The 17880-nt window shown below is 66.6% G+C and carries 17 protein-coding genes; 2 read left to right on the forward strand and 15 right to left on the reverse strand.

Annotation, left to right across the window (positions count from 1 at the left end; genetic code table 11):
- Positions 1-195: 195 nt before the first annotated feature.
- The gene (locus HCT51_RS04490; protein ID WP_224760665.1) at positions 196-1389 is read left to right on the forward strand and encodes an MFS transporter; all 1194 of its coding nucleotides are present in this window, start codon (positions 196-198) and stop codon (positions 1387-1389) included.
- 50 nt (positions 1390-1439) lie between these two features.
- On the opposite strand, the gene HCT51_RS04495 is transcribed toward HCT51_RS04490, so the two are convergent.
- From HCT51_RS04495 to HCT51_RS04545, 11 genes are all read right to left on the reverse strand, one after another.
- Complete coding sequence (locus HCT51_RS04495; RefSeq protein ID WP_166870738.1) at positions 1440-2417, reverse strand: NAD(P)H-quinone oxidoreductase; 978 nt, start codon at positions 2415-2417, stop codon at positions 1440-1442.
- A 166-nt stretch (positions 2418-2583) separates the two neighbouring features.
- Positions 2584-3714 carry an ABC transporter permease gene (locus HCT51_RS04500; protein ID WP_166870740.1) on the reverse strand — a complete coding sequence of 377 codons (1131 nt, stop codon included), beginning with the start codon at positions 3712-3714 and terminating at the stop codon, positions 2584-2586.
- Positions 3715-3839: 125 nt separating this feature from the next.
- A complete protein-coding gene (locus HCT51_RS04505) occupies positions 3840-4676 on the reverse strand; it encodes a class II glutamine amidotransferase (protein ID WP_166870742.1) in 837 nt (278 codons plus the stop codon).
- 348 nt (positions 4677-5024) lie between these two features.
- Positions 5025-5981 carry a zinc-binding dehydrogenase gene (locus HCT51_RS04510; RefSeq protein WP_166870744.1) on the reverse strand — a complete coding sequence of 319 codons (957 nt, stop codon included), beginning with the start codon at positions 5979-5981 and terminating at the stop codon, positions 5025-5027.
- 97 nt (positions 5982-6078) lie between these two features.
- Entirely contained in the window at positions 6079-7077 is a 999-nt protein-coding gene (locus tag HCT51_RS04515; protein ID WP_166870746.1) for an alpha/beta hydrolase, read from the reverse strand.
- Positions 7070-8197, reverse strand: coding sequence for a CapA family protein (locus tag HCT51_RS04520; RefSeq protein WP_166870748.1), 1128 nt, complete (start codon positions 8195-8197; stop codon positions 7070-7072). Before HCT51_RS04520 ends, HCT51_RS04515 begins: the two co-directional genes overlap by 8 nt.
- On the reverse strand, positions 8194-9963 hold the full coding sequence (locus tag HCT51_RS04525) for an ABC transporter ATP-binding protein (RefSeq protein ID WP_166870750.1): 1770 nt from the start codon (positions 9961-9963) through the stop codon (positions 8194-8196). Before HCT51_RS04525 ends, HCT51_RS04520 begins: the two co-directional genes overlap by 4 nt.
- Positions 9963-11042 (reverse strand): DUF1611 domain-containing protein, encoded by a 1080-nt coding sequence (locus tag HCT51_RS04530; protein WP_191413765.1) that lies wholly within the window; start codon positions 11040-11042, stop codon positions 9963-9965. Before HCT51_RS04530 ends, HCT51_RS04525 begins: the two co-directional genes overlap by 1 nt.
- Positions 11043-11581: 539 nt before the next feature.
- Positions 11582-12106, reverse strand: a complete 525-nt coding sequence (locus HCT51_RS04535; protein ID WP_166870752.1) for a COG4315 family predicted lipoprotein — start codon at positions 12104-12106, stop codon at positions 11582-11584.
- A 226-nt stretch (positions 12107-12332) separates the two neighbouring features.
- Positions 12333-13046, reverse strand: a complete 714-nt coding sequence (locus tag HCT51_RS04540) for a zf-HC2 domain-containing protein (protein WP_166870753.1) — start codon at positions 13044-13046, stop codon at positions 12333-12335.
- On the reverse strand, positions 13043-13549 hold the full coding sequence (locus HCT51_RS04545) for a sigma-70 family RNA polymerase sigma factor (RefSeq protein WP_166870755.1): 507 nt from the start codon (positions 13547-13549) through the stop codon (positions 13043-13045). The genes HCT51_RS04540 and HCT51_RS04545 overlap by 4 nt, the downstream gene beginning before the upstream one ends.
- A gap of 222 nt (positions 13550-13771) precedes the next feature.
- Between HCT51_RS04545 and HCT51_RS04550 the strand changes: the two genes are divergently transcribed.
- The gene (locus HCT51_RS04550) at positions 13772-14401 is read left to right on the forward strand and encodes a DUF2231 domain-containing protein (RefSeq protein WP_166870757.1); all 630 of its coding nucleotides are present in this window, start codon (positions 13772-13774) and stop codon (positions 14399-14401) included.
- A gap of 6 nt (positions 14402-14407) precedes the next feature.
- Here the strand turns inward: HCT51_RS04550 and HCT51_RS04555 are convergent, their stop codons facing one another.
- The 4 genes from HCT51_RS04555 to HCT51_RS04570 all read right to left on the reverse strand — a co-directional run bounded on the left by HCT51_RS04555 (position 14408) and on the right by HCT51_RS04570 (position 17711).
- Positions 14408-15934, reverse strand: coding sequence for an HNH endonuclease signature motif containing protein (locus HCT51_RS04555; protein ID WP_166870759.1), 1527 nt, complete (start codon positions 15932-15934; stop codon positions 14408-14410).
- Positions 15935-16000: 66 nt separating this feature from the next.
- Positions 16001-16387, reverse strand: a complete 387-nt coding sequence (locus tag HCT51_RS04560) for a DUF7715 family protein (RefSeq protein ID WP_166870761.1) — start codon at positions 16385-16387, stop codon at positions 16001-16003.
- A gap of 101 nt (positions 16388-16488) precedes the next feature.
- A complete protein-coding gene (locus HCT51_RS18670; RefSeq protein ID WP_224760666.1) occupies positions 16489-16794 on the reverse strand; it encodes a PIN domain-containing protein in 306 nt (101 codons plus the stop codon).
- A 170-nt stretch (positions 16795-16964) separates the two neighbouring features.
- Positions 16965-17711 carry a glucose 1-dehydrogenase gene (locus HCT51_RS04570; protein ID WP_166870763.1) on the reverse strand — a complete coding sequence of 249 codons (747 nt, stop codon included), beginning with the start codon at positions 17709-17711 and terminating at the stop codon, positions 16965-16967.
- Between the last annotated feature and the right edge of the window lie 169 nt (positions 17712-17880).

The following is a 17880-nucleotide window of genomic DNA, read 5'->3' on the forward strand; positions in this document are numbered from 1 at the left end:
CTACTTCTCTGTAGTGGCCGCTACAGAGAAGATAGCCGGAGGCGTGCGCATTAGCAAGCAGAAGAATTGCGAACGGGCCGGGCGGGCCGCAGCGCCCTGGCCTCGAGCCTGTGCCGGTGGGCTACCAACAGAGCGGGGTGGCCTTACCGTAGAGAGGTTGGCCATGGAGCCGACGAGGACGGGCGAAGGGGCAGCGTGCGAGGCGACGGTCAGAAACTGTGGACAGCGGCCTTCCTGCTCTCCATCATCGCCAACTTCTTCGTCGTCTCGATCTTGTACCTGTTGATGACAACGATGGCGTTGTATGCGGTCGAACGGTTCCAGGCGTCCGACAGCGTTGCCGGCCTCGCGGCAGGCTCATTCATCGTCGGAGCGTTGGCCGGGCGAATCTTCGCGGGCAAGTTCCTTGATTTCGTCGGACGGCGCCGACTGTTCCTGGGCGCCCTGATCATCCTGGTGATCGCCGCGCTGCTCTACATTCCGGTGAACAACTTGCTGCTGCTCCTCACGATTCGCACCATCCACGGCGTGGCATTCGGAGCGGCGAGCACGACGCTATCGGCATCGGTGATGGCGCTTATCCCGGCCGCTCGGCGCAGCGAGGGCACCGGCTACTTCGCGGTCTCGAACACCCTCGCGATCGCGATCGGGCCATTCGCCGCCGTGCTGCTGGTCGATGCCGCGACCTACGATGTGTTGTTCCTCGTCGCCGCCGGTTGTGCGCTTGCCGCGCTGATCGTCGGGCTGTTCGTGCGACTGCCTGAGCGGACGCCGACCGCCGACGAGCGCATGCACAAATGGCGGATGCGGTGGAGTGATGTGTTCGAACCGGGGGCGCTCGGCATCGCCAGTGTGGTGTTCGTGGCGGCCATCGCCTACTCCGGTGTGATGGCCTTCCTGAACTCGTACGCGCAGCAGAATGACATGGTCGTCGCGGCCAGCACGTTCTTCCTGATCTATGCCGGTGTGGCGTTGCTGTCGCGGTTCTTCATCGGCCGCATCCAGGATCGGTACGGCGACAACGTCGTGGTCTATCCGATGCTGCTTGCCTTCGCGATCGGACTCGGACTGATCGCGATCGCCTCAAACGGAGTTGTGTTGCTGGTCGCGGGCGCCTTCCTCGGTATCGGCTTTGGTGGCCTGTTGCCGTGCGCACAGGCGATCGCGATCACGACGGCGCCGCTTCGTCGGGTGGGGGTGACGACATCCACCTATTTCATTGCCTTGGATGCCGGCACCGGCTTCGGGCCGCTGGTGCTCGGATCGCTCATTCCCGCGATCGGCTTCGAGGGCATGTATGCGGCCCTCGCCGTGCTGGTGCTCGCGTCGATGGTGCTCTATCACTTCGTGCACGGTGACAAGAAGTACCGGCAACGGTTCGCCGCGTAACGCGGGTCAGCGCCGGTAGTGCCGGTCAGCCGGGTCCGCATCGCCCGCCGTCAGCCGACGGTGAGCACGATCTTCCCCACGTGTGCCGACGACTCCAGCCGACGGTGTGCCTCCGCCGCCTGCTCGAGCGGCATCCGGCTGTCGATCAGCGGGCGGAACTCACCCCGCTCGACCCACGGCCAGGCATCCGTTCGCACCCGGCGCATGATCGCAGCCTTCTCGTGCAGCGGTCGCGCCCGCAGCGTCGTCGCGGTGATCGATCCGCGCTTGGCCATCAGCCGGCGCGGGTCGAAACTCGCCTGCTCGCCGCTCTGGTTCGCGATGATCAGGATTCGGCCGTCGGTCGCCAGCGCGTCGATGTCGCGGGCGATGTATGGTCCGCCGATGATGTCGAGGATCACGTCGGCGCCCCGCCCGTCGGTCGCCTCGAGTACGCGTTCGACGAAGTCGTCGCTGCGGTAGTCGATCAGGATGTCGGCGCCGAGTGTTCGGCAGGCCTCGAGCTTCGGAGCCGATGCCGTGACCGCGACTCGCGCTCCTGCCAGGCGCGCCAGCTGGATCGCGGTGGTGCCGATCCCGCTCGCTCCGCCATGCACGAGCAGCGTCTCGCCGGCCGTGAGTCGTCCGGCAAGGAACACGTTCGCCCACACCGTCGCGATCGCCTCGGGCAGCGCGGCCGCCTCGATCAGGTCGAGGGAGTCCGGCACCGGCAGCACGAGATCTTCGTTCACGACCACCTGTTCCGCGTAGCCGCCTCCGCCGAGCAGCGCGCAGACCCGGTCGCCGACGGCGAACCGGGTGACTTCGTCGCCGATTTCGGCGACCGTTCCGGACACCTCGAGCCCCGGCCACGCCGGCGAGCCGGGCGGCGACGGGTAGTGCCCGCGCCGTTGCGCGACATCCGCACGGTTCACACCCGCTGCGACAACATGGATCCGGATGTCGCGGCCTCCGACCGGCGGCACATCGACATCGGCGGGGGTGAGCATCTCGGGCCCACCGGGCTCTGAAACGAGGATTGCGCGCATCGACCCAGCTTAGGAGGCGTGGCTCGACGCGAACCGGTCACCGCAATTACGCACGTCCGTCCACGCTCCTCGTCGTCCCAGGGCCGCCAGCGCGAGTGCGGGTACGACGAAGCCCGCACTGTTGCAGGCAGTGCGGGCTTCCTGGTGGTGCTGTACTACTGCGCGATTACTGCGCGGCGAAGAAGAACGTCTCGTCGCCGAATGAGTCGCTGAGAGCCCAGGTGCCCTGTTCCACGTCGGCGCTCGGCACCAGGATGACCACGTTGCCGGTGCCGCTGGCACCCGGGTAGAGGTCGTTGATGTCCGTCACGGCGGGTGAGGGAGCGACGACGCTCACGTCCGATTTGGTGTGGGTGGTGCCGGCGGCCGAGACGAACTCGATGCTGACGTCGATCCACGGGGTGCCGGTGGTGTCACCGGTGTATGTGAAGGTGACCGGAACCATCGCGTACTGGAAGCCCGCCGGGGGAGCCTCGTTGAACTGGTTGGCCGCGGCGACCGCGTCGTTGGCGTTCAGCGTGGGTGCGCCGAGGGTGATGTCGTAGGCCATGCCGTCAAATCCGGTGAGCTCCACGACCGAGCCAAGCGGTGCCGGGTTGGTGCGAGTGCCGATTGCATCGCTGGCCGCTGGCGACTCTTCCTCGCCTGCGGGCTCCTCAGCGAGCGGGGCCTCGCCGGTGATCTCCTGGTTCACTTCGGAGAAGAAATCGGGTTCCACCGACGCGATGAGCGCGACCGTGTAGACGACCGACATGACGATCGAGAGCACGAGAGCGATACCGGACACGATGGTACCGATGGCCGCAATCCGCTTCAAGCGGTTCTTGAGCACCAGCGCGATGATGCCGAGCACCAGACCGACGAACGCGATGAAGCCGGCCACGTAAGTGGCGACCGGAATGAGGGCCATCACGAAGGCCACAGCACCGACGATGAGAGCAGCGAGACCAAGACCGTTCTTGCCTTTCGGGGCGACAGCGGTCTGCGCGTACGCCGGAGCCTCACCGAAACCGGTAGCAGCGGGCTGCGCGTAGCTGGGCACGGCCGACTGGTCGGGCGCGACCGGCGGTGCCGGCGGTGCGTAGCTCGGAGTGGCGGCGGGAGCGGCGGGCGCTCCATTGGGCGCGGCCGAGGGGGCAGATGCGGGAGCCGACGGCGTACCAGCGGGCGTGACCGACGGCGCACCTGCGGGAGCAGCCGGGGCACCAAAGGGCGCGGCCGGAGCGGTCGGCGGAACCGGCGGGGTCGGCTGTGGGTCGGTGTCTGCTGTGGACGGAGGATTGTGCGTGTCGGTCATATGAGGAATTCTATCGAATCACGGCCGACGTTCAGGTTGGGCGGATAGTGGAGCCCTGCCCATGGTGCTTCCACCCGCAGATGTGGTAGCGCCCGGATCGCGCCCGCACCCGGCGCAGACCCACCCTAATCGCGCAGGAACGGCTCCTGCCGGCACCCCTCCTCGTCGACGATCACCACCGTCGACTCCGGCACCTCGACGAACGCGCCCTCGAGGTCGCTGAGCGGCTCGGAGACGATCACCCGCGACCGCTCACCGTGTGCCTTGAGTCTGTCGACATCCGGAAAATTCTGTTGCAGCGTCCGCATGTCCTCGGAGTGGAACAGGGTGCGCGACTGGTGCTCGGTGGAATAGCGGAACGCCCAGATCGTCGCGCCATCCGACACCGCGATCGAACCCTGCATCGGGAACTCCACGCCCAGCCGCCGTCCGATCTCTTCGACCCGACGGATGCTGCGTGCCATCCCGCCGACCGGATCCTCGGACAGCCCGAGCGTCAGCGCCAGGTAGAACAGCGCCTCGGAGTCGGTGGTGCCGAGTACTTTGGGGAACAGGTCGGGATCGATCGCGAGCATCACGTCGCGTCGTATCCGCGCCCACTCGCGCAGCCCGCCGTTGTGCATGAACATCCAGTTCTCATGGCGGAACGGATGACAGTTGGTGTCCTGTATCGGCGGGCCACTGGCCGCTCGCACGTGCGCGAAGAACAGCGGGCTTTCGACCGCGTGGGTGATCTCCCGCAGGTTCTCGTCGTACCAGGCGGGTTCGATGCTCTTGAACAGCCACGGCCTGCTGCGCTCGTGTCCATCGGTCACGTACCAGCCGAGCCCGAAGCCGTCGCCGTTCACGGTCTCCTTGCCGAGCGGCGAGTTGAGCGACTGCGCCACCAGCGAGTGCGGGGTGTCGAGCACCACCGTCGCAGGGGTGAGCGGTTCGCCGGAGTAGGCCAGCCAGCGGCACATCTCGATCGCCTCCTCGCGGACATCGAGCCCGCGTCGGTTCGTCTGCCACGAGGCTACGCCCGACGCCGTGAACGCCCAACCCGGATGTCGCGACCTGCGCCACGGGGACAGGTGTGCAGCGCGGATGTCGCGGCCCAACTGTGGGCGGCCCGACTGTGTGGAGGGACGGATGTCGCCACCCGACTCTGCTCGGAGCGTGCGAAGACCCGGCCCGCGACATCCGCCCCACCCCTGATCTGTGAGCGCGCAGAAAACGGCCGAGCGCTGCTGCCGCGGCGGCAGCGCTCGGCCGTTTTCACGGCGCTCGCACGCAGTCCAAGAGTGGTGCGAGCGCCGGTCAGGAAGGAATTAGTCCTCGTACACCGCGATGAAGCGGCCGACGACGCCGCCCTTGCGCAGCTTGTCGATCGCCTCGGGGATCTCGGCCTGGGTGATCAGGTTGATCGGCGGGTTCAGCTGGCCAGACTTCATCAGCGCGTAGAGGTTCTCGAGGTCCTCCTTGGTGCCCGACTTGGAGCCGCGGATGGTGAGCTGGTTGATGATGATCGGGTAGGTGTTGATGGTCGCCTCGAGGCGTCCCATGCCGACCTGCACGAACGTGCCGAACTCGGCGAGCGTCTCGATACCCGCGGCCGTGGTGGTGCCGAAGCCCGCGTAGTCGACGATCAGGTCGAGGTTCTTGTCCTTGAACGCGTCGATCGAGTCGGCGACTCCGGCGAGGCCGATCTCGTCGGCGAGCTTCTGCGTCTCGGGGTTGACCTCGGCGCCGTACACCTCTGCGCCGGCCAGCACCGCAACGCGAGCGCCGATGTAGCCGAGACCGCCGAGGCCGATGACGCCGACCTTCATGCCGGCCTTGGCTCCGCCGACGGCCATGATCGCGTGGTAGGCGGTGAGTCCGGCATCCGTCGCCATGGCGCCGAGCTCGAACGAGACCTCATCGGGCAGCTTCACCAGGTTGTCGTCGGTGGCGAGCATCTTGGGGCCGAAGCCGCCGTCCCACTTGCCGTAACCGAGGGCGTCGCCGTCCCTCATCACCGGGGAGAGGCCGACACGGTCGCCGACCTTCCAGTGGTCCATGCCTTCGCCGACCTCGGTGATGACACCGGCGCTCTCGTGGCCCATGGTGCGGGGGAGTACCGGGAACAGCGGCATCCATCCGGCATCGTCAATGGCGGTGACGTCGGAGTGGCACACCCCGGATGCCTTCACGCTGACGACGACCTGACCGGGGCCTGCCTGGGGTTCAGGGACCTCGTTGAGCTCGAGGGGGTTGTTGGTTCCGGTGAACTGCCATGCCTTCATGGGGCATCTCCTTTGTCGATCTTTCGAATCACTTTATGCATATGCATGCACTTGAGTTCACCCTACGCCTGTTTTAAGAACGCTCGCTGAACGTCAGTCAGTCGTCCGTCAGATCCAACAGCGGCAGCGCGGCAGCTGCCATCTCGGCGTGTTCGTGGGCGACGCCGGGCACGGTGAGTAATTGCCAGTTGAACGGTGCGGCATCCTCGGCGGCCGCCGAGCGCGCCTGCTCGAAGAAATGGGTTCCGCGCGCGAGCCGGGTCTTGCCCTGCTTATCGGTGTTCCGGTCACGTTGCAGCAGGTCGTCGTGCGGATCGGTGTCGTCGAGGCCGAGCAGCACGATCAGCCGTTGCGCGAAGGCGGGGCGCATCTCCGACGCCGACACCGGCGCGTCCTCGGTGCCGTACGGGAAAGCGATCGAGTCATCCGGCACCGTGTACCAGCCGGCATTCGCGGCCACCGCCACTCGTGCACGGGCCTCCGGCATGAACTCGACGAAGCGGTGCACGAACTGTGCGCCGGCCGAGTGGCCGAACAACGCGTAGTCGGTCGCCGAGCTGCCGACCTCGTCGACGACGAGGTCGAACAGTTGCTCGATGGCGCCAAAGCTCCACTCGTCGTGCGGTCGCAGGTCACCGTCGCGGTCCACCGTTCGCCCCAGGTTGTAGGCCTCGACCCCGCGGTACTCGCGCTCCGAGAACTCCGGCACCAGCAGCAGGGTGTTGGTGCCCTTCAGCAGTGGCAGCCAGTCGGCCCGGTAATCCTTCCCATCCCGCTGCGCGCCGTGCATGACGATGAGGATGTCGGCGTCAGCCAGCGAGCCGTGCGGCGCGCTGTACCAGACCCGGATCGGGTTGTCCTCGAGTGGGCCGTCCGGACGGAAGGTGAAGCGGCCTAGGCCGCCATGAATAACGGATGACGCGGACTTTGGAGGTGACGCGGGGGGAGTGTTGGATGGCACGGGTTCTCCTGGGGTGATGGTGCAGCCGCTGAGCACGAGGCTTGCCGCGGCAACGGCGGCAGTGGCGGCAACGGCGGCGGCAACGAACGAGACGCGGATGCCGAGCAGCGACCGGCGGGTGCCTCCGCTATTCACGCTTCACCGGTGGCAGGCACACGCACGACATCCGCGCGGTCGTGCCGTCCACTCGCAGCCGGGGGCTGATGCTCGGCATGATTCGGGCGGTGTCCTCCGGGCCGCAGGCCTGCGGAACGTACCCGGTCTTCTTGTTGTTGGTGAGGATGCAGCGAACCGCCAACTGTGTCGGGGCAGTGGTGCTCAGCGTCACGCTCAGCAGCAGGCCGATTCCCTCCTTGCCGAAGCTCTTGAACCGTCCGGGAGCGCCGAAGACGAAGTTACCCAGGCTGTAGACCACGGGCACGCCGTCGACGAATTCGATCGGTGCCGCGATGTGCGGGCCAGTGCCGACGATCAGGTCGTACCCGGCATCCACCATCATCTGGGCCCAGTACCGCTGCGGCGGCAGGGTGTCGGTGTAGTTGTCGCCCCAGTGCACGTACGCGATGACCCAGTCGGCGCCTCCGGCTCGTGCCAGGTCGATGCCGCGTTGCACGGCCTCGGGGCTCAGCACCACGGTGCCTGGTTGGTCCTCGCTGGCGCTGTTTGCGTCGCCGAAGTCCTCGCCGAGCGCGACAATCCCGACCGTGCCGATCGGCGACGTGAGCAGCAGTGGTTGCTCGGCCTCGGCGATGGTGCCACCGGCGCCGAAGGTGTCTATGCCGACCTGCTGGGAGAATTCTTGCGTGTCGCGCAGCCCGCTGACTCGCATGTCCATGGCGTGGTTGTTGCCGAGGCCGAGCACGTCGACACCGGCCCGCTGCAACGCCCCGGCCACCAGCGGAGTCGAGTTGTACGAGTACGACTTGCCCGGGTTCGCCGGCACCGTTTGCTCACTGATCGGAGCTTCGGCATTGGCAATCACGACATCCCCGCGCAGCAGCGGCGCCACCTGACTGAACGGCGCGTCGTAGCCGGACTGGTCGAGCAGTGGCTGTGCGCCGTCGCTCACCATCGTGTCGCCGGCGAACTGCAGTGTCCACTCCTGCGGCAGGGGGCTGTGCACCGCCACCTTGATCGTCTCGACGGCTGGCGCGGTGCGGGTGCGGTAGTCGGTGACGACTGTGAAGACGATGCCGATCAGCGCGGTCAGGCTGATCGCGATCAGCCAGCGGTCACGGCGGAGTGCGCGTCTCATCGGATCTCCTGGGAGGCAACGTGGGCGGGCTTGCGGGTGTGAGAGAGGAAGGACGAGGCATCCGTCACGGCACTGCCGCCCTGGGACGCCAGCCACAGCCGGTCGCGGAATTCCTCGCCGGAGACCGTCCCCGTCAGGTGGCCGTCGCTCAGCTCGAGCACGGAGTCGGCGAGGGCGACCTCGTTGGGATCGTGAGTGGCGAGCAGCACCGTGCCACGGTGCCGGCTGATGATCTGCAGGAGGGTGTTGCGGCCCTCCTCGTCGAGGCCGAGGGTCGGTTCATCCAGCAGCAGGATCGGCGGGGCACCCATGATGGCGCGGCCCAACGCGATGCGCTGCCGCTGACTGAGTGACAGGTTCCTGCCGCCCTCGGCCACCCAGCTGTCCAGTCCGCCCGGCAGCTCGGCGCACATGTCGTCGAGACCCGTGACGGCGAGCACCCGCTCTAGTTCCTCGGCGGGCGCATCGGGCATCGCATACAGGAGGTTGCGCCGCACCGTGCCGCGGGTGAGCGGCAGGTCGGGACCGACCGCCCCGATCCAGCGGGCGCTGGAATGCAGCGTGGTGTCCTTAAGTGTCTGACCGTCGATGAGGATCGATCCGTCATCCGGCTCGATCGTGCGGGCAAGGAGCCCGAGCAGCGTCGATTTGCCGGCGCCGCCGTGACCGGTCACCGCGACGAACTGTCCGCCCGGGATGTCGACCGTCACGTCTGTCAGCGCCCCCTCGACACTCACTCCGCGCAACTCGATGTCGCCCCGGCGAACCCGCAGCCGCTCGCTGTCCGGGTCCCTGAGTTCGCGGCTGGAGCTGCGCAGGAATTCGAGGATCTTCTGCTGCGACACCTGCGCGCGGTGCCAGTAGTCGTGGGCGAGCCCGAGCCGTCGGATCGGTCCGGCCAGCTGGCGCACCACGATCGCGAACGCGACCACGGTTCCCACCGTGCTGCTTCCCCTGCGCACTTCGAACAGCCCGGTGACCAGCACCGCGGCGACCGCGAGCATGGAGGTGGCGGCTGAGATGCCGCGCAGGTAACCGCGTAGCCGGGCGACCCGGATGAGCGCGCGCGTCAGGGTGTCGTTCTGTCGATCCAGTCGGCTGTACTCACCCTCGGTCCGGCCGAAGATCTGCACCACCGACAGGGTGTTCATCTGTTCGTCGAGGTTGCTCATCACCAGGGACCGGCGGCGGCGCATGGTGCGGGTGGCTCGGCGCATGGCGTGGCCCGCCGCGAGCGAGGCGGCGGCACCGGCGAGCAGCACGGCAACAATGGCCAGCGACATCCAGAGATTCAGGATGACGAGAGCGGTCGTCGTGCCGACGAGCACGATCAGCGCGATGAAGCCGCCGAGCACGCCGCGGCTCACCCACAGTCGTGTCATCGACAGGTCACCGAGGAAGCGGAGGAGCAGCCCGCCGCGGGCGCGGCCCTGGAACTGGCGGGTCGACATGCCCTGCAGATGCCGGTACATCCGCATCCGGAGCGTCTGCACCACTCGGTATCCGATCCGTTCGGTGATCGAGAATTCCGCGGCCCGGAGCCAGCCGGTGATCAGGGCGACCACACCCAGGGCGATCCCCTGGGTGATGGCAGTCGTCCAGATGGCCGCGGCCTCGGCGCCGACGGTTGCGGGCGCGAGGGCGTCGATGATCGAGCGGATGAGCAGCACGTACGCCACCAGCGTTCCCACCTGGGCGAGGCCGAGCATCAGGACAAGGAGCACCTGGCCGCCTGTGATTCGCCACAGGCCGGAGGACTGACGCATCAGCGGGTTCCCGCTGCCGTTGCGGTCGCCGTCGGTGCGGTTCCGGCGTAATGCACCAGATAGCGCTTGTTCCGGGACCGGCCGGATGCCGCCGCGTTGCCAGCAGCGTCTTTGGGCTTCTCCTCTGGCCACTGTCCGGCCGGGGAGTACGGCACGCCCAGCAGGGGAGCGCTGATGGTGACATCGCGCAGCTGCTCGATCTTGAGCACCGGCAGGTGGGTGGCTTTTTCGGCTTCGTGGGCCGCGAGCGGTGACCGGGTGAGCATGCCCGACACGGCCAGCGTGTTGTAGCCGAGCTGTTGCAGGTGACTGATGCCGGCCGTGGCGCCCATGGCGTCGGGGGCGGCGAAGATGACGCCGTCGATGAGGTCGTGGAAGACCGCCGAATCGAGGAGGCGGGATGTCTCATCCTGGTAGATCCCGTCAGCCACCTCGACGAGGTTGACCAGGCTGCCGGAATAGGTGAGGTGATCAACGAGTTCGCGGAACTTGCGCTCCAGCTGGCTGAGCGGCTGCCGGTAGGTGGAGGAGAAGCCCACGTCGGTGAAGTCGAGCATGCGGTGTGCACCGGCATCGAGCATGCACCAGTAGTCGTTGCCGGATCCTGTGCCGGTGGCTTTCGCCGCGCCGGCGCGGATGCCGACCCGGCTGAGACCGTTCACCAAGTACCGCACCGTGGTGGTCTTGCCGGAGTTCATCGCGGTTCCGAGCACTGCGATGGTCGGCGGTCGTGTCCGGGTGGGGACGACCGGGTCGAGCGCGAAGTCCATCACGTTGAGCGGGCGGCCGCGGTCATCGCCGATCAGTCCGACCGGCAGAATCTGTGTTGCGGTATGTACCGCTTGGCTGCGGCTGATCACGTGTGAGGCGATGCCTCCGGATGCCACGAGCTCGGTGCGTCCCAGTGAGTCGGGTACACGCGACTCGAACTGGTCGGTGGCGTAGCGGTCGCCGTAGGTGACGATGATTTCGTCGTCGAGATGCAGGACGGCTCGGCGTCCGTTCGGTTGTTCGATGTGTCGGTGATGGCCGAGCCGGGTGACGCGGGCGAGGACCAGATCTCCGGAGCGGGGTCGCATGGCTCCCAACACGATGGTGTGCATGGCGCCGTGCGGTACTCGCCTGGTGGTGAAGGCGGATTTCGCCAGGTCTCGCCGATCGGGGCCAAATCTCTGGACCGTGACTCTGGTTCGGGTGCGCATGAAGTCCTTACCCGCGCGGCCCAGTGGGTCTGAGTTGGGTCTGACTGGGGTTGTGTTGGGGGTCGACCGCGCGTAAACCTCGGCCACGTTACGAGTCGGTAACGAGGTGCGCAATGGTTTTTCAGACTGCGGAGATAAGTACCATTTATCGGATTTTGGCTTACAGATGACTTGTGGAGCCGTGGGTTCGGCGTGGGTGCGGAGTTCGTTCGGAGTGCTCTTGGGGTCACGCGCGCGTGGCTGCGCATAAGAACGAGAAGGCGTTCGGGTGCCACCTTCTCGTCCAGTCCCGGCCCATATGACCCGTGCCGCGACTGCATTCGCCTCACCATTCGCCTGACCGCCGGCGGGTTGTCCCGGCGGTTAGTTTGGCGTGTTGCCTCCTCTGGTCAGCCAGTGGTGCCTTCTCTGATCCGCTATTCGGCCATCCGTTCGCCTGCGGGGCTGAGTACCCACCAGATGCCGCCGACGCCTTGGCCTGTGGTGTCACCGGCAGCCATGTCGCCGATGTAGTAGTACAGCGGCCAGCCGTTCAGTGTCACTTGGGTGGCGCCGTCGACGCCGGTGATGGTGCCGACCTCGCCGGTCACGTCCTCGACCTCGATCTCCTCGGCCGAGGCGGACTCGGTGGTCACGGCGGGCCAGTTGGTGGCGCACTGTCCTTCGCAGGTGCTCGTGCCGGACCCCTGAGTGTCGTTGTCGAACATGTACACGGTCATGCCGTTTCCGGCGACCACGATCTCACCGAGATCGGAGTCGGCGGTCATGAGCGCGTACTCCTCGCTGTCCGGGGCTTCGGTCTCCTCGGGCGCGGTGGTTTCGGATGTGCCCTCGTCGGTCGGCTGTTCGTCGGTGCCGTTGGAGCCGGCACCACCGGCACAGCCCGTCAACAGAATGGCCAAGGCGGCGCCAGCCAGTCCGGTTGCGAATCTCAGCTTCATGGGAACCCTCCCTCGTGGTCGCGCCCGCGATCGCGGTCACAGTCAGGAACACGACACCGGCGGGCAAATGGTTCACGACACGCCGCCTCTTTTCGCACCGGATGAACGCGTGCCCCCACGCTCACCGGTTGAACGCGTGCCCACTCTCACCGGCTGAACGCGCAAGCCCCCAACATTGATCCACCCGTTGATCGCGCCGAGCGCGAGGACATCCATCACCCGCGCCTCAATCCGACGGGCTGCCGCGCATCAGCGTTCTCCCGCTGCCGAGCGACCCGATCTCGACCGAAGCGATGTCGTCGAGGTCGACCGCGGTGCCGGCTTCCAGTCGGGCGGTAGTTCCGGGAAGTGCCCGCCAGCTCGACACTTCGCTGCGGTTGCCCTGGTCATCGATGACATACAACGCGTATGGCCGACCATCCGGGGCATCCGGCGATGCTTCGCCCTCGTAGCGGCACTCCAACTCGAGCCGGGTGCCCCAGCCGACTTGGGTGAAGGTCACCTCGGCGGTGATCGGGATGTCGCTGAGTGACTCGAGTGCCACGGCCTGCGAGTCGGTGTCGTCCGATCGGCCGAGGGTGAGCGGCACAAGGATCACCGCGAGCAGGATCGCGGCCGCCGCCGCGACCGCTGCGCCCACCCAGATCCGGGCTCGACGGATGCGGCGGACGTTGCGGCCGCGGCTCTGACGCAGGATGTCGTCCACCAGGTCGGCGCGCGGACCCTTGGCTGCGGCTTCCGTGTTATCCAGCAGTGCCCTGGCTCGTTCGCCGGAGAGTCGCGCCAGCAGGCCTGGCATGGGGCCGAGTTCCGCGACGGAGCGGCGGCATTCCTCACACGAGGCGAGGTGTTCCTCGTACTCGCGGCGCTCGGCCGGTGACAGTGCGCCGAGCACATATCCGGCATCCCATTGCGCGAAGCGCGGGTGGTCGGGGTTCATCGTGTCACCCCCTTTTCCTGCAATGCGAGGCGCAGTGCGCGCAACCCGTAGTGCAACCGCGACTTGACTGTGCCCTGCGGGATGCCGAGCCGAAGGGCGACCTCGGCGATGCTGCATCCGCCGTAGTAGGCGTGCACGATCACAGCGCGGTGTTCGATGTCGAGTGACTCGAGTGCCTCTTCGATGAGCAGACTTTCAAAGAGGGCGTCTGTGCTGTCCTCCTGGGTGAGTTCCGGGGTTTCGGCGACGCCGATCTCGTGCCGGTGTCGGGCGCTGCGGGCCTCGTCGATCACGAGGTTGCGGGCGACGGTGAACATCCAGGAGCGGGTGGATGCCAGCTCGCCGCGTCCGATCTGCGGGTTGCGCCAGGCGCGGAGGAGGGTCTCTTGCACGATGTCGTCCGCCTGGGTCGGGTTGCCGGTGAGGTGTACGACGAAGCGCCAGATGGAGGGCCCGTGGGCGTCGTACAACTCAATCAGCCGTAGTTCATCCTCTGGCGGCATCCCTCACCTCCTGACCTGTACAACGAGGCTGCGTGCTGGTTGGTTCACGGATCTTTAGTGAGAACGGCTGGCTGGCTCGGATGTGGATGTGGTTCGCCGGTGACGGCCGCGAGGGCAGTGCGGTGGTCACCGGTTCGCCGGCGTAGTGCGGTGAACTGTTCGGGTCGCCACGCCGTTTCTCTAAGCATGGATGCCTTTGCGCTCAATGTCTTCGCTAGCGACGTGATTCAGGTCGGCGGGCTGCCGTTGCATCCGCTCATCGTTCACGCCACCGTGGTGCTCACCCCGCTCACGGTGCTCGCCCTGCTGTTGGGGCAGTTCTGGCCCGCGGCCCGACGGCGGCTCGGCATCGTGACCCCGCTGGCTGCACTCGTGGTGCTCGTCCTGGTGCCGATCACGGTCCTGGCCGGGCAGTCGTTGAAGCAGGTGGTCGGGCCGATCCCCGCCGTTCTGCACCATGAGGCGTTGGGACTGATGCTGCTGCCGTGGGTGATCGCACTATTCGTTGTGGCCGTGGCGCAGTGGGTGTGGTTCCGATACGGGGTACCGCGGATGCAGCTGTCGTCGACGGGCTCGCTGGGTGCGGCGCGCGCGGACGAGGCGGCGCGAACTGCCCGGACCGTGCGCGCGAACGACGCTCCCCGAACGGCGCGCGGGGCTGACGCTGTCCAGACTGCGCGCGCGGACGACTCTGCCCGGACTGCGCCCGGGGCTCGGACCACACCGACGGCACGCCTGATCACCGTCGCGCTGGCCGTGGCGTCGGTAGTGGTGGGCGTCGGCACGGTCGTCATGATCGCGCTGATCGGTGACTCCGGAGCGCGTGCGGTGTGGGGGACGCTGCTCGGCTGACTCACGTCATCCGCCATCAGCATTGTCACCACCACCCTCAGCTCGGACCGGCTCATCGGACGCTGGCGGCGGACCTGACGCGGTGAGCCTTCGCAAGTCCCGCAGGGCAGGACTCCTCGACGACAGCGCGATCGGCGTCTGGTCAGGATCTCGATCCGTGGGCGGGATGAGCATGTAATGCCCGGAGTCGTTCCGAATGATGCGCCAGCCGTTGTTGTGCAGCAGCATGTGATGGAAACGACAGAGCAGTATCCCGTCCGCGACATCGGTCTTCCCATGATCTCGGACCCATTCGTCGATGTGATGAGCCTCCGTGAACCCGGGCGAACAATCGCAACCCGGCCACCCACAGCCACCATCTCTGGCAGCCAGCGCGATGCGCTGTGCTCGGCTGAAGAGGCGCTGCTCACGTCCCAGATTCAGCGGTTGACCATAGGAGTCGAAGCCGATATCGATGGTGCCGGCGGTGCAGGCGATTCGTTCGACTGTGGCGATGGAAACGGGGAACTCGGCTCCTTCAAGGTGGCCTGCTCCCTGACGTTGATCAAGATTCGGACTAGCAACGAGTACCCGTACGGCAGGCATCCGCGAGCCGACGATGCGTTTGGTCTCGGTTGTTCCTGCCGTCGCGGCGACGCGCAGCAGGTCCACCATCGCATCGTGGAGATACTGATCGGTGGTGCGCGGGTCATCGATCACCGATTGCGCCCAGGCCTTGTCCGCCTCGTTGACGAAACGTGGCCCGCCTCGCCGAGGCGACGTGATGCGACTGCAAATGTCGTCGATCAGGGCTGCCGTCTCGATGTCGGGATCGATGATGTATCGGGGCAGCCCGTTCGGGCCCTTCACCCGCCGGAATGCGCGGGCCTCATGCAGCCGTGCTTCCCGTTCTGCGACGAGTTGGTCGTCAAGCTCGTCTCGAAGCTGTCGGGCGAGCAGCATGGCACGGTCGGCATCGACTGGTCCGCCCGCGTCGTGCGCGGAATGCAGTATTCCCAGAAGGGTCGTCACCACGTTAGCCAGTGCCTCGGCGCTCACCTGCTCGCTGGGCTCGCCGACCCCGCGGGCCACCGAATCCAGCACGTCGACGGACAGCCAACCGGCTGTTACCGCGGCGCTCGCCGGAGCCAGCCACGGTCGACTAGGCGCCAGCGAAGGATCGTCCAGCCCGAGCCCGCCCTGGTCGGAATCCCGGTCCCGCTCCCGCAGGATGCCGCCGGCCCGGACCTGTCGGCCCGCGTCACGAAAGGTGGTGCCGGTGATGTGCTGGATGAACTTCTCCGGCGAACGGAACCCCTGACGCTGCGCGAGGCCGCTGTACCCGTTCTCGCGCGTGGATCGGGCCGCGACTTCCCCGGCGACAACGGCGCAGCGGGTGTCCAAGGCCCGGCGAATCTCGGCAAGATCGCGGTTGGCCGCGACCAAAGTGTCGTCATCGAGTTCGCCAAAGAGAGACGACTGCGCTGGCAGTCGCTCCACCGCCGCGAGGGCGGAAGCCATCGCGGCGGTGAGCTGATCGGAGAACTCGGACATGGTTACATTCTGCAATTCTTCGAACATAGATTCGAGAGCGTCTGCGACATCCGTGGAGAGGGAACGCTAGCGCGGCGAGGTGGAGGAGGGGCGAGCGCAGAATTGGTCACGCAATCGCTCGACCACGGTCCCAACAGGGAACCTGAGCGCAACCATCCGGGTGTCGTGTGCGAAGCTGCGTGCGCAATCGCTGCAGCACCAACTCCGCACGCCGTCACGCACGGCGCGTTCGTACTCGCGGAGCCCGATCGGCAGGTCGGCGACTATCGCCGTGGTGGTGAGCTCGCCCGAGGCGACTCCCCAGAACCCGATCGAGCACCGGCAATCCCAGTTCTCGGCATCCTGCACTTCGCCGCACGGACCGCTGTCAAAGACGAGTTCGCCGTCAATCGTGTCTGAGAAATCGACTTCACGCGCACCCTGGGTCTTCCGGGTGGCAACCAGTACCTTCACACTGTCCTCCAAATGTGGATGGGTGGTCCGGCACTGCTATGAGAGTAGGTTGGACCACCGACATTCGTAGGGGAGGGGCGGATGCCGCGGACGCTTGATGATTACCCGGGGGCGGATGCCGCGGCCTGCGCCTGATGGCCGCCTTCGGCAATCGCGACTGACGCTCCGGGCCATCGTCCCTCCGAGCCGGTCGGATTCCCAGCTCGATCGATCAGCCCAGCGTGGCCCCGTACTCGCCCAACCGTCGATCGCGACGACGTGGCGCCTTCGACGAGGGCCTGCGCAACGAGCATCCGGTCGAAGGGGTCTCGGTGGTGCCACGCCAGCTCGCGGAGTGCCGAAGGGTGGGCGGCAGTGAACGGCAGCTCGGTGAAGCCTTCACGTGCGGCCGACTGCGCGAATGTCACGCTCGGGTGACATTCGACTTTCTCGGGTGCCTTAGCGACATCGATCGCTGTGCGACGACGGGGCACGCCCGTTCGTGTGCCATGCGCCACCGCCACCGCCACCGCCACTGCGACTCCGGAAATGCGGAACGCTCCTGAGAATTCAGGAGCGTTCCGTAATTCGCAAGGTGCTATCCGGCGATCAGCCCGCCGTCGATGACGTGCTCGGTGCCGCTGATGTAGGACGACGCGTTGGACGCGAGGAACAGCACCAGCTCAGATACCTCGATCGTCTCGGCCATGCGGCGCAGCGGGACCTGGTCCGCGATGCCGCCGCCGGTCTCGTCGGTGGCTGCGGCCATCATCGGGGTCTTGATGTAGCCGGGGTGGACCGAGTTCACGCGGATGTTGTCGGGGCCGTACTGCAACGCGACGTGCTTGGTCATGCCGCGGGAGGCGAACTTGCTGCCGACGTAGGCGAGGTTCGGAGAGCCGACCACCGAAAGCATGCCGGCAGTCGAGGAGATGTTGACGATCGATCCGCCGCCAGCCTTCTGCATGGAGGGGATGACGGTCTTCATGCCGAAGAACTGCGAGTGCTGGTTCACTGCGACGACCTTGAGGTAGTCCTCTTCGCTGAACTCGACCGTTTCAACCACCGGGCCGATGATTCCGGCGTTGTTCACGAGCACGGTGACCGGGCCGAACTCCTTCTCGGCGGTCTCGACCACCGTCTGCCAACCGGCGAGGGAGGTCACGTCATGCTTGAGGAACCGGGCGTTCTCACCCAGTTCGCTCGCCAGCTTGTTGCCGCGCTCTTCGTTGACGTCGGTCAACAGCACCTTTGCGCCCTCGGCAACGAAGAGACGAGCATGTGACTCGCCCATTCCCTGCGCAGCACCGGTGATGATTGCTACCTTGCCATCAAGTCTGGCCATGATTTGCTCCTTGTGGGGACGTGCGCCGGGTTTCCTCGACGCCGATTGCTGTGACTGCATGGTTCGCTGGTCACACTTATGCAAACGCATGAAATTGAGTTTCTATTCCACGATCGCGGCAAGCGAGCATCCGCCCCCGATTGACCCGCCCCGAAGCCGTGCCTACCCT

Source organism: Salinibacterium sp. ZJ450, from assembly GCF_011751885.2.
Classification (GTDB): Bacteria; Actinomycetota; Actinomycetes; order Actinomycetales; family Microbacteriaceae; genus Ruicaihuangia.